The organism is Rhodoplanes tepidamans, from assembly GCF_030813915.1.
Classification (GTDB): Bacteria; Pseudomonadota; Alphaproteobacteria; order Rhizobiales; family Xanthobacteraceae; genus Rhodoplanes; species Rhodoplanes tepidamans.
This window is the reverse complement of sequence record NZ_JAUSUJ010000023.1, coordinates 1-14,658: the sequence shown is the minus strand read 5'-3', so window position 1 is coordinate 14,658 and position 14,658 is coordinate 1. Positions and strand designations below refer to the sequence as shown.

Here is a 14,658-nt window from a genome sequence, read left to right as displayed (position 1 = left end):
GAGACCCGCCATGGACCGCAGAACGCTTCTGAAGACCGGCGTCGCCGCCGGCGGGCTCGGCGCCTTCGCGGCCGGCTATGCCGACACGGCCCGCAAGGTGGTGGAGGGCGTCGCCGACTCGCTCGCCCCGAAGGCGAAGGCCGCGAACATCCACGGCGCCTCGCTGAAGCCGGAATTCACGGTCGATCCGGCGACCGGCGGCCTGACGCCGGACCCGGACCAGCAGGTCTCCTATGTGATGTGCATGGGCTGCACGACCTATTGCGGCGTCCGGGTGCGGGTCGACAAGACGAGTGGCGCGGTGCTGCGCGTCGCCGGCAACCCGTTCCATCCGCTCTCCGCCGATCCGCCGCTGCCGCCCGACATGTCGATCAAGGACAGTTTCGTCGCGGTGTCGCGGGCCGGCGAGAAGGGGCTCGACGGCCGCTCCACCACCTGCGGGCGCGGCTCGGCGATGCTCGGCTGGATGGCGAGCCCGTATCGCGTCACCCAGCCGCTCAAGCGTGTCGGCCCGCGCGGCGCGGGGCGCTGGCAGCCGATCTCCTTCGAGCAGATGGTGCGCGAGGTCGCCGAGGGCGGCGACCTGTTCGGCGAGGGCCATGTCGACGGCCTGAAGGCGCTGCGCAGCTTCGATCCGATCGACCCGAAGGCGCCGGAGCTCGGGCCCAAGGTCAACCAGGTCGGCCTGATGTCGTCCACCAACGAGGGCCGCGAGAACTTCGCCCGGCGCTTCGTGCAGAAGGCGTTCGGCTCGCTGAACTTCATCGGCCACGGCGGCTATTGCGGCGGCTCCTACCGCTCCGGCTCCGGCGCCGCCATGGGCAACGTCAAGCGGCTGCCGCACGCCAAGCCCGACTTCGCCAATTGCGAGTTCATCATCTTCTGCGGCACGGCGCCGGCCAATGCCGGCAACCCGTTCAAGCGGCAGGCCGCCATGGTCGCCAAGGGGCGCACCGACGGCAAGCTGAACTACGTGGTCGTCGACCCGGTGATCGGCCACTCGGACAGCCTGGCGGCGAAGCACCGCGGACGCTGGATCCCGATCAGGCCGGCGACCGACGGCGCCTTCGCCATGGCGCTCGCCCGCTGGATCATCGACAACGAGCGCTACGACCGGACCTTCCTGGTGCAGCCGAACCCGAAGGCGGCGGCCGCCGCCGGCGAGGCCGGCTGGTGCAACGCGACGCATCTCGTCGTCGCCGAGCCCGGCCATCCGCGCGAAGGATTCATGCTGCGCGCCTCAGACCTGGGTCTCACGATCGAAGGCGAGACATACGCCGAGAAGGACCCGTTCGTCGTGGTCGATCCGGCGACCGGACAGCTCGTCCCCCACACGGCGCTCGCCGGCCCGGCCGAGCTGATCGTCGACGGTGCCTTCGCGGTCGGCGACAAGCCGCTCCGCCTGCGCTCCTCGTTCGACCTCTATGCCGAGAGCGCGCGGCGCTTCACCATGGAGGAGTATGCCGCGACCTGCGGGATTCCCGCCGAGACGCTGGCGGGGCTGGCCAGGGAATTCACCAGCCACGGCAAGAAGGCCGCCGTGAACACCCATGGCGGCACCATGGCGGGCAACGGCTTCTACAACGCCTTCGCCCTGATCGCGCTGAACACGCTGATCGGCAACATCAACGTGAAGGGCGGCGCGATGGTCTCGGGCGGCGCCTTCCCGGCGGAAGGCAAGGGGCCGCGCTACGACCTCGACGGATTCCCGGGCCAGGTGACGCCCAAGGGCACCCCGCTGTCGCGCAACGTCCCCTATGAGAAGTCGAGCGAGTTCAAGCGCAAGAAGGAGGCCGGCAAGGCCTATCCGTCGGAGGCGCCGTGGTATCCGGCGGCGCCGCAGCTCGGCTCCGAATGGCTCACCAGCGCGCTCAACGGCTATCCGTATCCGATGAAGGCGCTGTTCGTCTGGAACGCCAATCCGATCTACGGGATCCCGGGCCTCAAGGGCGCCGTCGCTACGGCGCTGAAGGACCCGAAGAGGCTGCCGCTGATCGTCGCGATCGATCCGTTCATCAACGAGACCGGCGCCTTCGCCGACTACATCCTGCCCGACTCGCTGCTGTTCGAGACCTGGGGCTTCGCGGCGCCGTGGCACACGGTGCCGAGCCGCACCTCGACGGCGCGCTGGCCGGTCGTCGAGTCGAAGAACGCGAAGACGGCCGACGGCGAGCCGATCACCATGGAGGCGTTCTTCATCGCGCTGGCCAAGACGCTCGGCCTGCCGGGCTTCGGGCCGAACGCCATGAGGGATGCGGCCGGCACGCTCCTGGCGCTCGACCGGCCGACGGACTGGTTCTTCCGCGCCGCCACCAACGTCGCCTTCGCGGGCCAGAAGCCGGTCGGCGACGCGACCGACGAGGACATCGCGCTCACCGGCTTCGGCCGCCACGTGCCGGCCCTGCAGGCGACGCTGAAGCCCGAGGAGTGGCGCAAGGCCGCCCACGTCTTCACCCGCGGCGGGCGGTATCAGCCCTATGCGCAGGGCTACGACGGCGAACGGATGGCCCAGAAGTTCGCGCCGGCGCTGACGCTGTACAACGAGCAGGTCGGCACGGCGCGCAGCTCGATGACCGGCCGGCGCCATTCCGGCGTGCCGCAGTGGACGCCGCCCGCCTTCGCCGACGGCACGCCGATGCGCAAGGTCTATGCGGAGGCCGACTGGCCGATGCTGCTGATCAGCCAGAAGTCCGTGCTGATGGGCGCCTACACGATCGGGCTCGACCGCCTGCGCGGCATCCATCCGGAGAATCCGGTGGCGCTGCACGCCGACGACGCCGCGCGGCTCGGCATCGCCAATGGCGACAAGGTGCGGATCGCCACGCCGGGCGGCGAGGTGGTCGGCACGGCGCTGGTCCGCAAGGGCGTGATGCGCGGCGTGATCGCCGTCGAGCACGGCTTCGGCCACACCGAGTTCGGGGCGCGGTCCCACCTGATCGGCGACACCCGCCAGCCGGATGGGGCCGCGCTCGCCGCCGGCATCAACCTCAACGATCTCGGGCTGTCGGACCCGACCCGCAAGGGCCTGTCCGTGTGGCTCGACCCGGTCGCCGGCTCCGCCGTCCGCCAGGGCCTGCCGGCTCGCATCTCGCGGGCGTGAGATCCGGCGCGCGAGTTCACCCATCGAGTCATTCCGGGGCGCGGACCGCAGGTCCGCGAACCCGGAATCCAGCCATACCGACGGAGCTTGCCGCTGGATTCCGGGTTCGCGCTTTCAGCGTGCCCCGGAATGACCGAAGCACGTGGGCGCGCGCCCGCGCCGGGCGTCGCCCATCGCCACTCTTCGTTGCGAATTCTCAAGGTTCTCATATTCGGCCCGCTGCATCCTCGTCGCGCCCGAAGCGTCCGGGCCGGCGGAGGCGTGCGTGGACCTGATCACGATCATCGAGACGGTGGGCGAGGGGCCGGTGCTGGCGCTGGCCGGCGTCGCGGTCGGCGCCGCCTTCGGCTTCGCGGCGCAGCGCAGCCGGTTCTGCCTGCGCGCCGCCGCGATCGAGTTCTTCCACGGCCATGTCGGCCAGAAGGTGGCGATCTGGCTGATGGCCTTCGCCACCGCGGTGGTGTGGACCCAAGGATTCATCCTGATGGGCCTGCTCGACGTCTCCGAGGCGCGCCAGCTCGCCCAGCGCGGCAGCCTGTCGGGCGCCATCGTCGGCGGCCTGATGTTCGGCGCCGGCATGATCATGACGCGCGGCTGCGCCAGCCGGCTGCTCGTCCTGTCCGCCACCGGAAATCTCCGCGCGCTGCTCACCGGACTGGTGATGGCCGTGACGGCCCAGTCGGCCTATCGCGGCGCGCTCGTTCCGCTGCGCGAGACGATCACCGGCTGGTGGACCATCGACGGCACCGGCGCGCGCGATCTCCTGGTGGTGCTTGGGCTCGGCCACGGCCACGCGCTCGCCTTCGGCCTCGTGTGGTGCGCCGCCGCCTACTTCTACGCGGTGAAGAGCCGGCTTCCGGCCGCGACCTGGTTCACGGCCTCGGGCGTCGGCGGCATGGTGGCGGTCGGCTGGCTCGTCACCTACACGATCTCCCAGGCGAGCTTCGCGCCGGCCCGGGTCACCAGCCTCACCTTCACGGGCCCGTCGGCCGACACGCTGATGTTCGTGCTCGACCAGTCGCGCATGGTGTGGAACTTCGACATCGGCCTGGTGCCGGGCGTCTTCCTCGGCTCGCTGATCGGCGCGCTCCTCACCAAGGAGTTCGTGCTGCAGGGCTTCAAGGACGGGCAGAGCATGCGGCGCTACATCGCCGGCGCCGTGCTGATGGGCTTCGGCGGCATGCTGGCCGGCGGCTGCGCGGTCGGCGCCGGCGTGTCGGGCGGCGCCATCTTCGCGCTCACCGCCTGGGTGACGCTCGCCTGCATCTGGCTCGCCGCCGGGATCACCGACTTCCTCATCGACCGCGAGGCGGCGGCGCCGGCGGGCCCGGCCGCCGAGCCGGCTTCGGGACGGGCGCGGTGAAGGACCTGCAGGCGAATCTCTGACGCGTGCCCCGGACGAGCCGCGTCAGGCCACCGGCCCGATGCGGCGCAGAGCCGGGGCCCAGGGGCGGTCCGGGGCGATCGGTCTCACTCTCCCGGCAGCAGCTCCAGGAGCTTGGCGAGCCGCGCCCAGAAGAACTCCTCGCCCGGATAGCCCTCGATGCGGCCGAGCTCGCGGTCGTCGAGGGTGAGCACGAAGGTGGGCGTGTAGCGGACCGGGCGGGCGAGCGTCAGCCCCGCGGCCGGCACGTCGCGCTTCTCGACCTCGCGGATCGGGGCGCGGCGCCCCTCGGGCGTCTTCGGATAGATCGGGCCGATGCGCGCGTCCCACTCGCGGCAGTACGGGCAGCCGACCTCGCGCACATAGACCAGCGCCACGCGCGGCATCGCGGCCGCGATCGATGCGGCGGGACCCGTCGTCGCGGCGGCGGCGGCGAGCAACAGGACGGTGCGGCGGCTCGGATCACGAACGGTCATGGCTGCGGGACGGCATGAATTCACGATGGCGAATGATTGCCAGACGGCGCGGTTCGCGCCACCATGCGCATCATACGACACGCACGACACGAAACGCGAGCGCCGCGACCGAGCGGTGCCGGACGGGGGGATCAGCATGACGCTCGAGGTCGGGCTCGCCGCCGCTGCGATGGCGGGCCTGCTGTCGTTTCTCAGCCCCTGCGTGCTGCCGCTGGTGCCGCCCTATCTCACCTGGCTGGCCGGCGCGTCGCTCGACGAGCTCGCCGGCGACACGCCGCGGCCCGGCACCACGGCCCGGGCGTTCCTGCGGGCGCTGGCGTTCGTCGCCGGGTTCTCGGCCGTGTTCGTCGCGCTCGGCGCCAGCGCGTCGCTGCTCGGGCAGCTGCTGATGGACCACCTGACGATCCTGTCGCGCATCGCCGGCGTGATCATCGTGGTGCTCGGCCTGCACTTCGTCGGCCTGTTCCGGATCCCGCTGCTCTATCGGGAGGCGCGCTTCGGCCTCGGCGGCCAGTCGGCCGGGCTCGCCGGTGCCTTCGTCATGGGGCTCGCCTTCGCGTTCGGCTGGACGCCGTGCGTCGGGCCGGTGCTCGCCTCGATCCTGCTGATCGCCGGCGCCGAGGATTCGGCCGGGCAGGGCGCCGCGCTGCTCGCCGCCTATGCGGCCGGCATCGGCGTGCCGTTCCTGGCCGCCGCCGTGTTCGTCCGGCCGTTCCTCGGATTCCTGAAGCGGTTTCGTCGCCATCTCGGCGCGATCGAAAAGGTCATCGGCGGGCTGCTGATCGTCACCGGGGTGCTGATCTTCACCGGCACCATGGCCGACATCGCCGGCTGGCTGCTGGAGGCCGTGCCGGCGCTGGGCCGGATCGGGTGACGAAGAGGTGCCGCCTTCGGATTCGGGAGGGGGCGTCACGGAGTCGGCCCGGGCGCTCACCCGTAGCGGAATCTCAGAAGCTGCTCGTAGGCGCGCAGCTCGATGAGGAAGCGGTGCAGGAGCTCGGCGTCGCCGGCCGCCACCGCCTCGGGGATGCGGCCGAGCGAGCCGCGGCTGCCGTCGACCAGCCGGCGGAAGCCCGCGTCCGCCTTGACGGCGGCCGGTGCTTCGCCGTCGCAGCGCGCGACGGCGGCGTCGCTCGCCCGGGCGGCCGCTGCGATCGCGCTGCGGAGCGCGGCGTCGGCGAGGTCGGGTGCCCGGGTGCGGTGGGTGTCGAGCGTCGCGTAGACGGTGGAGAACTCGCGCACGCAGTCGGCCAGCACCCGGACGCCGGCGGCGCGCCGCGCCTCGGCGAGATCGACGGCGAGCGCCTCGGTCGCCGTGGTCGCGGCCGCGAGGTCGCCGGCATCGATGGCCTCGACCGCGGTCTTCGCGCGCATGGCGTGGGGGGCTGGCAGGGCCTTCTGCAGCCGCTCCAGCGCGAGCGCGGCGAGATCGCCGTTGCCCGTGCGCAGATAGCCGGCGGCGAGCCGGCGGTCGGCCAGCACGGCCTCGTCGGCGGCCGCGAGCGGCGCCTGGGCGAGGGCGGGGGCCGCCGAGGCGAGGAGGAGGAGGCTCGTGATCAGCAGCGGCGTCGTGCGGACGGCGCTGCGGACGGCGGGGAAATGAGGTAGAGTCGGGAAAAATCTCATGAGGAAACGTCCATGCTGTCACGTCGTGTCCTGATCGCCGCGGCGCTCTCGGCGCCCGGGTTCGCCGCCGCGCCGGTGCGGGCCGAGGAGCTCGAGCTGAACGAGGACGGGCTGCCGCACGTCGACTGGTTCCTGCAGAGCCTGCTCGAGCTCGCCGACGACGTCGCGCTCGCCCGGCAGAACGGCAAGCGCCTCGCCGTGATGTGGGAGCTGCGCGGCTGCCCGTACTGCCGCGAGACCCACGTGAAGAATCTCGGGGACCCGGCGATCGCGGCCTATATCCGCGAGCGCTTCGAGGTGCTGCAGCTCAACGTCGCCGGCGACCGCAGGGTGGTCGACCTCGACGGCGAGACGCTCTCCGAGCGCCGGCTCGCCGAGAAGTACGGCGTGCGCTTCACCCCGACCTTCCAGTTCTTCGGCGAGAGCCCCGAGACCATGAAGGCGAAGGCCCCGCGCGAGCGCGAGGTGGCGCGGGCGCAGGGCTATCTCGAGCCGAAGCATTTCCTGGCGCTCTTCCGCTTCGTCGCCGAGAAGGCCTACGAGAAGGGCTCGCTGCGCGACTGGCTCCGCGCCCAGGGGGCGTGATCGTCATCGTCATTCCGGTCACGGCTGCGTCAGCAGCCGTGACCCGGAATCCAGTGGCGATACGGGCGCTGGTGCATCTTGGTTGGATTCCGGGTTCGCGACTTCGCCGCGCCCCGGAATGACCGGTCCAGATGCGCCCGCCCTCACTTGTTCACCGGCGACTCCGGATCGAGCAGGAACGCCACCGCGTCCTTGATCTGCTCGATGGTCAGGAACTTGTTGTGGCCGAAGCGCGGCATGTTCGAGCAGGCGAACACGGCCTGGGCGTTGAACACCCGCTCGTAGACCTCCTTCTGGGCCTCCGGCGTGTTGCCCTTCAGCTTGCCGTAGGCGAGCAGGCTGGGGCCGAGCGTGCCGTAGCTGATCTCGGTCGGGGCGAGCTGGTGGCAGGCGTAGCAGTTGCCGCCGTTCGCCCGCTTCGGGTCGTCGCCCATGCGGCCGCCGAAGCCGGAGAGCGCCAGCTTCTCGCCGTTCTTCCAGCTCCCGAGATACTTGCCGTCGGCCGGATAGGTGACGTTCTTCTTTTCCCGGGCGAGGATCGCGTCGGCCACCGCCTGCGGCGGCTGGTTGCGATACTGGGAGCAGAGCGCCATGGTCTCGTCCTGGACGACCCGGGCGGCGAGATCCGGCGGCAGGCCCTTCCAGGCGGCGGCGACCGCCTGCTCGAGCCGCTCGCGGGTGATCCCGGGGGCCACCTCGGCGCCCGGTCCGGCACCGGCCTGGGTCTTGACGTCGGTGGCGGACGCCGCGCCGGACAGAAGGAGAGCGGCCGCCGAGGCCGCGGCGGCAAGGGCCGCAAGTGACATCCTGGGCATCGGGGGTCCTCAGCGCTTGATGGAGGGCACTTCGATCGTGCCGCCTTCGGCCTTCTTGGTCAGGTAGGCGGCGAGCGCCACCGTCACCTCGGAGGCGTAGCCGACGTCCGGCATGCGCATCTGCCAGTAGCAGTCCCAGATGCGGTGCTGCATGGTGCGCAGCGACGCCTGCGACACCCGGTAGGTCGGCCACGTTCCCATGGTCGCCTGCGCGGCCTTGGGGCTGTCGAAGAACGGCAGGGTCTGCAGGCGGATGCGCTGGCCCTCCTGGCCGTGGCAGGTCTGGCAGGAGAAGTCGTTGAGGCTGGAGCGGCGGTAGAACAGCGCCTCGCCGAGCGCCACCGCCTCGCGCTCCTTCGGATGCTCCATCCGGGCGGCGTACTTCATCCCGTTGGACTTGTTGGCGACGTAGGCGACCAGCGCCTCGATCTCGGTCGCCGGGTTGCCGCCCGAGGAGGCGAACGGCTTCTTGCGGATCGGCGTGGTGTCGATCCCCTGGATCGTCTCCATGCACCAGAGGATGCGCGATTCGGCGTCCATCACCCGGCCGACGTCGGCGAAGTACCGCGGCAGCTCGGCATAGGCGCCGTCGACCGTGCCGGGCCCCTTGCCGAGGTCGCAGGTCTCCAGCGTCGCGTTCTTCGGGCCGCGCGCCGTGGTCCACAGCGTCTCGCCCGTGTCGACCGCGAGATAGCCCGGGTTCGACATCGGGTCGGAGATCATGGCCCGGTACTTTTCGAGGAGCTTGTCGGCGTCCTCTTCGGTGGCGGGTTGCGGAGCGGGGGTCTGGGCGGTGGCGATCGACAGCGTCACCGCGACCGACGCGGCCGTCACGACGGTCCGCGCCAGGGCGAAAAGTCCTGGACTCATGTTTCCTCCGACCATGGGGCGCGGCCGCCGGCCGATGCCGGTCTCTTGAAGCGCCTGGACGTGATCAGCTTATATTCCCGAAGGCGAATGAAAAGTGCTTTTTTCCGTTCGGCCCGGATCGCGGAGGACAATGTGCTTCGTATACGCTGCGCTGCAGCAACAAATGCGCTGTCATTAGCCATTTCGCCTATTGCGCGCCGCGGCCGGACAGGCTAGAGAAGTTTCAAAATAATGAATGTATGGAGGAAGCGGGTCCCGGAGGCGCGACGGCGTCTGAGATGGCGCGTCATGTCCGGCAATCCGTGAAGACCTGACTGGCTGACGACGACCCGGGCGGCGACGTCCCGGGTGCGGCGACGACCCGGGTGTGGTGACGACCCGGCCCGGTGACCACGCAACGCGGCCCGGCGGGGCCGCCGCCGACGAGGAGAGGTTCTCGATGACGATGACTGTGAGCCGACGCGAAGCGTTCGCGCTGGGCGCCGGCGTGGTGACGGCGATGGCCCTCGGCGGCGCCGGCCCCGCCTGGGCCAAGAACGATTCCGACGAGCTGATCAAGGCCTTCACGGGCGGCAAGGCGCCGGTGAAGGGCAAGGTGAAGCTCGATCTCCCCGACATCGCCGAGAACGGCAACACCGTGCCGCTCGCCTTCACGGTCGAGAGCCCGATGACCGACGCCTCGCACGTCACCGACGTGCTGGTGGTCGCCGACGGCAATCCGCGCGGCGGCATCGCCACCTTCCATTTCTCCCCGCGCTCGGGCGTCGCCGAGGCGGCCACCCGCATCCGGCTCGCCGAGACCCAGAACGTCATCGCCATCGCCAAGATGAACGACGGCTCGTTCTACACGGACACCCGGCAGGTCAAGGTCACCATCGGCGGCTGCGGCGGCTGATCCGGTACGATCCTCAGCATTTCAGGGAGAAACGACATGGCGACACCCGCGCCGCGGCCGCGCATCCGTCTCGACAAGAAGGAGGCCAAGAAGGGCGACCTCGTGGAGGTCAAGGCCCTGGTGGCCCACATCATGGAGTCGGGGCAGCGCAAGGACAAGGACGGCAACGTCATCCCGCGCAAGATCATCAACAAGTTCACCTGCGAGGTGAACGGCAAGCTGGTCTTCGCCGCCGACCTCGAGCCCGCCGTCTCGGCCAATCCTTACATGCAGTTCAAGTTCCGGGCCGACGAGAGCGGCAAGGTCGTTCTCACCTGGACGGACGACGACGGCAGCAAGATCGTCGGCGAAGACACGATCACGGTGAGCTGACGGCGGCCCGCCGCCCGGCTCGACTGCAACGATCGTTCCGAGGAAACGCCTGGACGGCCGGCACCGCTGTGCCGGCGCGGGAGGACGCGCGCCATGACGACGCGACGAGACCTGCTGCAGTATTCGGCGGCCGTGGCCGCCGCCCTGGCCGGAACCGGCCTCGGGGGAGGGACGATCGGCCGCGCGCTCGCCCAGCAGCGCGTGACCGAGGCCGACCTTCTCGCCTTCGAGCCGCTCGGCAACGTGACGATCCTGCACGTCACCGACATCCACGCCCAGCTGAAGCCGGTCTATTTCCGTGAGCCGACCGTCAATCTCGGCGTCGGCGAGGCCAAGGGCGTGCCGCCGCACGTCACCGGCAAGGCGCTGCTGGAGGCCTACAAGGTGCCCCCCGGCAGCCCGCTCGCCTATGCGCTCGCCGACATCGACTTCGAGGCGCTGGCGAAGAGCTACGGCCGGGTCGGCGGTCTCGACCGGGTCGCCACCGTCGTCGAGGCGGTGCGGGCCGAGCGCGGCGACCGCGTGCTGCTGCTCGACGGCGGCGACACCTGGCAGAACTCCTTCACGTCGCTCGCCACCAAGGGCCAGGACATGGTGGACTGCATGGCGCTCCTGAAGCCGGACGCCATGACGGCCCACTGGGAGTTCACGCTCGGCGCGGAGCGCGTCAAGGCGCTGGTCGACACGCTCGGCTTCCCGTTCCTGTGCCAGAACGTGCGCGAGAGCGAGTTCCAGGACGAGGTGTTCAAGGGCTCGGCGACCTTCGAGCGCGGCGGCGTCAAGATCGCCGTGATCGGCCAGGCGCTGCCCTACACGCCGATCGCCAATCCACGCTGGATGATCCCCGACTGGTCGTTCGGGATCCGCGAGAAGGAGCTGCAGGCCGAGGTCGACAAGGCCCGGGCCGGCGGCGCCGGGCTGGTGGTGCTGCTGTCGCACAACGGCTTCGACGTCGACCGCAAGCTCGCCGGCCGGGTGAACGGCATCGACGTGATCCTCACCGGCCACACCCACGACGCGCTGCCGGCGCCCGTGCAGGTCGGCAAGACGCTGCTGATCGCCTCGGGCAGCCACGGCAAGTTCGTGTCGCGCCTCGATCTCGACGTGCGCGACGGCGCCGTCAGGGGCGTCCGCCACAAGCTGATCCCGGTGATGGCCGACGCCATCCGGCCGAACGCGGCGGTCGCCGCGGCCATCGCGAAGCACCGCGCCCCGCACGAGGCGATGCTGGCCGAGGTGGTCGGCCGGACCGAGACGACGCTCTACCGGCGCGGCAACTTCAACGGCACCCTCGACGACGTGATCTGCGACGCGCTGCTCGCCGAGCGCGACGCCGAGATCGCGCTGTCGCCCGGCTTCCGCTGGGGGCCGACGCTGCTGCCGGGGCAGAGCATCACCCGCGAGGACGTCTACAACGCGACGGCCATGACCTATCCGGCGGCGTACCGGATGGCGATGACGGGCGGACGGCTCAAGGAGATCCTCGAGGACGTCGCCGACAACATCTTCAATCCGGATCCGTACCTGCAGCAGGGCGGCGACATGGTGCGGGTCGGCGGGCTCTCCTACACGATCGACGTCGGGAAGCCGATCGGCAGCCGCATCGGCGACCTGGTGCTCGCCCGCACCGGACAGCCGCTCGCCGCCGACAAGGACTACACGGTCGCGGGCTGGGCGAGCGTCAACGAAGGCACCGAAGGCCCGGCGATCTGGGACGTCGTCTTCTCCCACCTGAAGAAGACCCCGACCGTTGCGCCGACCGGCGCCTCGACCGTGAAGATTCTGGGGGCGTGAAGCGCGCGTGCCCGTCGGGCACCGCGCCGGCGCTCCCTCTTCCCGCACGCGGGGAGAGGTGACCCCGGGCTCGCACAGACCGGCATAACAAGACACCGGAGAGCGTGAATGTCGACACACACCCTCGATCACGAAGCCGGCCTGTCGCGCCGCTCGCTTCTCGGCAGGGGCCTGGCGCTCGGCGGCGCCGCGGCCCTCGGCCCCGGCACGGCCGCCGTCGCCGCGGAGCCCGGCAATCCCGCCAACCTTCCGCCCAACGTGCCGGAGTGGTCCAAGACGCTCGGCGACGGCGTCGCGGTGCGCGCCTACGGCAAGCCGTCGAAGCACGAGGCGCACGTGATCCGGCGCGACGTCGAGTGGCTGACGGCGTCGCGCGAGAGCTCGGTGTCGTTCACGCCGCTGCACGAGCTCGACGGCATCATCACACCGAACGGCCTGTGCTTCGAGCGCCACCATTCCGGCATCGCCGAGCTCGACCCGAACGACTACCGGCTGATGATCCACGGCCTGGTCGACAAGCCGTTGATGTTCACGCTCCAGGATCTGGAGCGGCTGCCGCGCACCAACCGGGTCTATTTCGCCGAATGCGCGGCGAACTCCGGCATGGAATGGCGCGGCGCCCAGATGAACGCCTGCCAGTTCACCCACGGCATGATCCACAACGTGATGTACACGGGCGTGCCGCTCAGGGTGCTGCTGGAGGAGGCGGGCCTCAAGACCAACGCGAAGTGGCTGCTGCTGGAGGGCGCCGACTCGGCCGCGATGACGCGCTCGCTGCCGCTCCAGAAGGCGCTCGACGACTGCCTGATCGCCTTCCGCATGAACGGCGAGCGACTGCGCCCCGAGAACGGCTACCCGGTGCGCATCTGCGTGCCCGGCTGGGAGGCCAACATGTGGGTCAAGTGGCTGCGCCGCATCGAGGTCGGCGACCAGCCCTGGCACCACCGCGAGGAGACGTCCAAGTACACGGACCTCCTGGAGAACGGCAAGGCGCGGCGCTTCACCTATGTGATGGACGCCAAGTCGGTGATCACCAGCCCCAGTCCGCAGACGCCGTTCCGGCACGGGCGCGGCTTCACCGTGGTGTCCGGCATCGCCTGGTCGGGACGGGGAAAGGTCGCCCGGGTCGACGTGACGCTCGACGGCGGCCGCAACTGGCGCACGGCGCGGATCGACGGGCCCGTGTTCGACAAGTCGATGGTCCGCTTCTACGCCGAGTTCGACTGGGACGGCCGCGAGCTGTTCCTGCAGTCGCGCGCCATGGACGAGACCGGCTACGTGCAGCCCACCAAGGACGAGCTGCGCAAGGTGCGCGGGGTCAACTCCGTCTATCACAACAACGGCATCCAGACCTGGCGGGTGTCGCCGGAGGGCGAGGTGGAAAATGTCGAGATCGCGTGAGATCGCCATCCTTCTGGCCGCCGCCGTGATCGGCGGCGCGAGCTTCGCCGCGGCGCAGAGCGCCAAGCCCGCCGGCAAGGAGCCGCAGGCCAAGCCGGCCGGCAAGGAGACCCCCGCCAAGACAGCGGCGGCGCCGGCCGTCGCTGCCGCACCCGCGAAGGTGCATTACGGCATCGGCCGCGAGGCGAAGCCGGAGGAGATCGCCGGCTGGGACATCGACGTGCGGCCGGACGGGCAGGGGCTGCCGCCCGGCAAGGGCACGGCCCGCAAGGGCGAGGAGCTGTTCGTCACCCAGTGCGCCGCCTGCCACGGCGAGTTCGGCGAGAGCGCCGGCCGCTGGCCGGTGCTGGCCGGCGGCGCCGGCTCGCTCGCCTCTCACGATCCGGTGAAGACGATCGGCTCCTACTGGCCCTACGCCTCGACCGTGATCGACTATGTCCGCCGCGCCATGCCGTTCGGCAATGCGCAGTCGCTGGAAGGCGACGACCTCTATTCGATCGTCGCCTACGTCCTCTATCTCAACGACGTGATCACGGACCAGGACCAGGAGCTGTCCGACAAGAGCTTCCCGACCGTGAAGCTCGCCAACGAGGCGAACTTCTTCGACGACGACCGCGAGGTCTCCGAGAAGGCGTTCTGGAAGAAGGACCCGTGCATGACGAACTGCGTGGCCGGCGCGCCGAAGATCCTCGGGCGCGCCCGGGCGATCGACGTGACCCCCGAGGACGGCAAGGGGCCGCGGGTCGAATGACGCCGCGCCGCTCGCCGTCTCCCGCGCCGGCGGCCGTCGCAGCCGGGACCGTCGCGGCTGCGGCCGCCACCACGGTCGCGCTCGCGGTGGCCGCCGGCGCGGTGGCGGCGGACGGCCCGAAGGGCGACCGCGAGCTCGGCCAGTACCTCTCGTCGGAATGCGTCACCTGCCACCAGATCAGCGGGCGCTACGACGGCATCCCGCCGATCGTCGGCTGGCCGGAGGACAGCTTCGTCGAGATCCTCGGCCAGTACCGCGATAAGACGCGCGAGAACCCGGTGATGCGCAGCATCGCGGTGAAGTTCTCGGACGAGGAGATCGCGGCACTGGCCGCCTACTTCGGCAGCCTGAAGCCGCAGACGGACTAGGGGGGCAGGGCGGCGAGCCGGGCTCGCCACGCCGCCCCATATTCACCTCTCCCCGCCACGCGGGGAGAGGTCGGATTTCGACCCGCAGGGACGAAATCCGGGTGAGGGGGCGTCTCCGTATCCACGAGGCGGGGGGGGGCCCCCCCCCCCCCCCCCCCCCCCCCCGGGGGGGGGGGGGGCGGGGGGGGGGGGGCCCCCCCGCCCCCCCCCCCCCCCCCCCC

Annotated in this window: 14 protein-coding genes; 10 read left to right on the top strand and 4 right to left on the bottom strand. The window is 70.8% G+C overall.

The genetic code is table 11. The features are described 5' to 3' along the window. Nucleotides 1-10: 10 nt before the first annotated feature. Nucleotides 11-3,100, top strand: coding sequence for a molybdopterin dinucleotide binding domain-containing protein (locus J2S22_RS23295; protein WP_272778062.1), 3,090 nt, complete (start codon nt 11-13; stop codon nt 3,098-3,100). A gap of 265 nt (nt 3,101-3,365) precedes the next feature. Next, on the top strand, nt 3,366-4,463 hold the full coding sequence (locus J2S22_RS23290) for a YeeE/YedE family protein (RefSeq protein WP_272780771.1): 1,098 nt from the start codon (nt 3,366-3,368) through the stop codon (nt 4,461-4,463). 107 nt (nt 4,464-4,570) lie between these two features. Here J2S22_RS23290 and J2S22_RS23285 read toward each other — a convergent pair whose 3' ends face one another. Beyond that, nucleotides 4,571-4,960, bottom strand: coding sequence for a thioredoxin family protein (locus tag J2S22_RS23285; protein ID WP_272780770.1), 390 nt, complete (start codon nt 4,958-4,960; stop codon nt 4,571-4,573). A 136-nt stretch (nt 4,961-5,096) separates the two neighbouring features. Here J2S22_RS23285 and J2S22_RS23280 point away from each other — a divergent pair, with 136 nt between their 5' ends. Further along, nucleotides 5,097-5,834 (top strand): cytochrome c biogenesis CcdA family protein, encoded by a 738-nt coding sequence (locus J2S22_RS23280; RefSeq protein ID WP_272780769.1) that lies wholly within the window; start codon nt 5,097-5,099, stop codon nt 5,832-5,834. A 56-nt stretch (nt 5,835-5,890) separates the two neighbouring features. Here the strand turns inward: J2S22_RS23280 and J2S22_RS23275 are convergent, their stop codons facing one another. After that, nucleotides 5,891-6,586, bottom strand: a complete 696-nt coding sequence (locus J2S22_RS23275; protein WP_272780768.1) for a hypothetical protein — start codon at nt 6,584-6,586, stop codon at nt 5,891-5,893. Nucleotides 6,587-6,598: 12 nt separating this feature from the next. On the opposite strand from J2S22_RS23275, the gene J2S22_RS23270 reads away from it, so the two are divergent. Further along, nucleotides 6,599-7,171: a thioredoxin family protein gene (locus J2S22_RS23270; RefSeq protein ID WP_272780767.1), complete on the top strand. Its 573-nt coding sequence runs from the start codon at nt 6,599-6,601 to the stop codon at nt 7,169-7,171. A 143-nt stretch (nt 7,172-7,314) separates the two neighbouring features. On the opposite strand, the gene soxX is transcribed toward J2S22_RS23270, so the two are convergent. Both soxX and soxA read right to left on the bottom strand, forming a co-directional pair. Further along, on the bottom strand, nt 7,315-7,986 hold the full coding sequence (gene soxX / locus J2S22_RS23265) for a sulfur oxidation c-type cytochrome SoxX (protein ID WP_272840532.1): 672 nt from the start codon (nt 7,984-7,986) through the stop codon (nt 7,315-7,317). Nucleotides 7,987-7,995: 9 nt separating this feature from the next. Continuing rightward, nucleotides 7,996-8,856, bottom strand: coding sequence for a sulfur oxidation c-type cytochrome SoxA (gene soxA, locus J2S22_RS23260; protein WP_272780765.1), 861 nt, complete (start codon nt 8,854-8,856; stop codon nt 7,996-7,998). 445 nt (nt 8,857-9,301) lie between these two features. Between soxA and soxY the strand changes: the two genes are divergently transcribed. The 6 genes from soxY (at nt 9,302) to J2S22_RS23230 (ending at nt 14,437) form a co-directional block, all read left to right on the top strand. After that, nucleotides 9,302-9,751 (top strand): thiosulfate oxidation carrier protein SoxY, encoded by a 450-nt coding sequence (gene soxY, locus J2S22_RS23255; protein WP_272780772.1) that lies wholly within the window; start codon nt 9,302-9,304, stop codon nt 9,749-9,751. Nucleotides 9,752-9,787: 36 nt separating this feature from the next. Continuing rightward, nucleotides 9,788-10,123, top strand: coding sequence for a thiosulfate oxidation carrier complex protein SoxZ (gene soxZ, locus J2S22_RS23250; protein ID WP_272780764.1), 336 nt, complete (start codon nt 9,788-9,790; stop codon nt 10,121-10,123). Nucleotides 10,124-10,216: 93 nt separating this feature from the next. After that, on the top strand, nt 10,217-11,917 hold the full coding sequence (soxB, locus tag J2S22_RS23245) for a thiosulfohydrolase SoxB (RefSeq protein ID WP_272780763.1): 1,701 nt from the start codon (nt 10,217-10,219) through the stop codon (nt 11,915-11,917). 108 nt (nt 11,918-12,025) lie between these two features. Then, nucleotides 12,026-13,318 (top strand): sulfite dehydrogenase, encoded by a 1,293-nt coding sequence (gene soxC, locus J2S22_RS23240; protein ID WP_272780762.1) that lies wholly within the window; start codon nt 12,026-12,028, stop codon nt 13,316-13,318. Next, nucleotides 13,302-14,069: a c-type cytochrome gene (locus tag J2S22_RS23235; protein ID WP_272780761.1), complete on the top strand. Its 768-nt coding sequence runs from the start codon at nt 13,302-13,304 to the stop codon at nt 14,067-14,069. Before soxC ends, J2S22_RS23235 begins: the two co-directional genes overlap by 17 nt. Then, nucleotides 14,066-14,437: a c-type cytochrome gene (locus J2S22_RS23230; protein WP_272780760.1), complete on the top strand. Its 372-nt coding sequence runs from the start codon at nt 14,066-14,068 to the stop codon at nt 14,435-14,437. Before J2S22_RS23235 ends, J2S22_RS23230 begins: the two co-directional genes overlap by 4 nt. Nucleotides 14,438-14,658 lie beyond the last annotated feature (221 nt).

What these genes read in the sequence shown, in the direction of transcription:
- soxY (WP_272780772.1), top strand. Translation starts at nt 9,302, where the DNA reads ATGACTGTGAGCCGACGCGAAGCGTTCGCGCTGGGCGCCGGCGTGGTG.
- J2S22_RS23275 (WP_272780768.1), bottom strand. Translation starts at nt 6,586, where the DNA reads ATGAGATTTTTCCCGACTCTACCTCATTTCCCCGCCGTCCGCAGCGCC.
- soxZ (WP_272780764.1), top strand. Translation starts at nt 9,788, where the DNA reads ATGGCGACACCCGCGCCGCGGCCGCGCATCCGTCTCGACAAGAAGGAG.
- J2S22_RS23230 (WP_272780760.1), top strand. Translation starts at nt 14,066, where the DNA reads ATGACGCCGCGCCGCTCGCCGTCTCCCGCGCCGGCGGCCGTCGCAGCC.
- soxA (WP_272780765.1), bottom strand. Translation starts at nt 8,856, where the DNA reads ATGAGTCCAGGACTTTTCGCCCTGGCGCGGACCGTCGTGACGGCCGCG.
- soxC (WP_272780762.1), top strand. Translation starts at nt 12,026, where the DNA reads ATGTCGACACACACCCTCGATCACGAAGCCGGCCTGTCGCGCCGCTCG.
- soxX (WP_272840532.1), bottom strand. Translation starts at nt 7,986, where the DNA reads ATGCCCAGGATGTCACTTGCGGCCCTTGCCGCCGCGGCCTCGGCGGCC.
- J2S22_RS23280 (WP_272780769.1), top strand. Translation starts at nt 5,097, where the DNA reads ATGACGCTCGAGGTCGGGCTCGCCGCCGCTGCGATGGCGGGCCTGCTG.
- J2S22_RS23270 (WP_272780767.1), top strand. Translation starts at nt 6,599, where the DNA reads ATGCTGTCACGTCGTGTCCTGATCGCCGCGGCGCTCTCGGCGCCCGGG.
- J2S22_RS23295 (WP_272778062.1), top strand. Translation starts at nt 11, where the DNA reads ATGGACCGCAGAACGCTTCTGAAGACCGGCGTCGCCGCCGGCGGGCTC.
- J2S22_RS23235 (WP_272780761.1), top strand. Translation starts at nt 13,302, where the DNA reads ATGTCGAGATCGCGTGAGATCGCCATCCTTCTGGCCGCCGCCGTGATC.
- soxB (WP_272780763.1), top strand. Translation starts at nt 10,217, where the DNA reads ATGACGACGCGACGAGACCTGCTGCAGTATTCGGCGGCCGTGGCCGCC.
- J2S22_RS23285 (WP_272780770.1), bottom strand. Translation starts at nt 4,960, where the DNA reads ATGACCGTTCGTGATCCGAGCCGCCGCACCGTCCTGTTGCTCGCCGCC.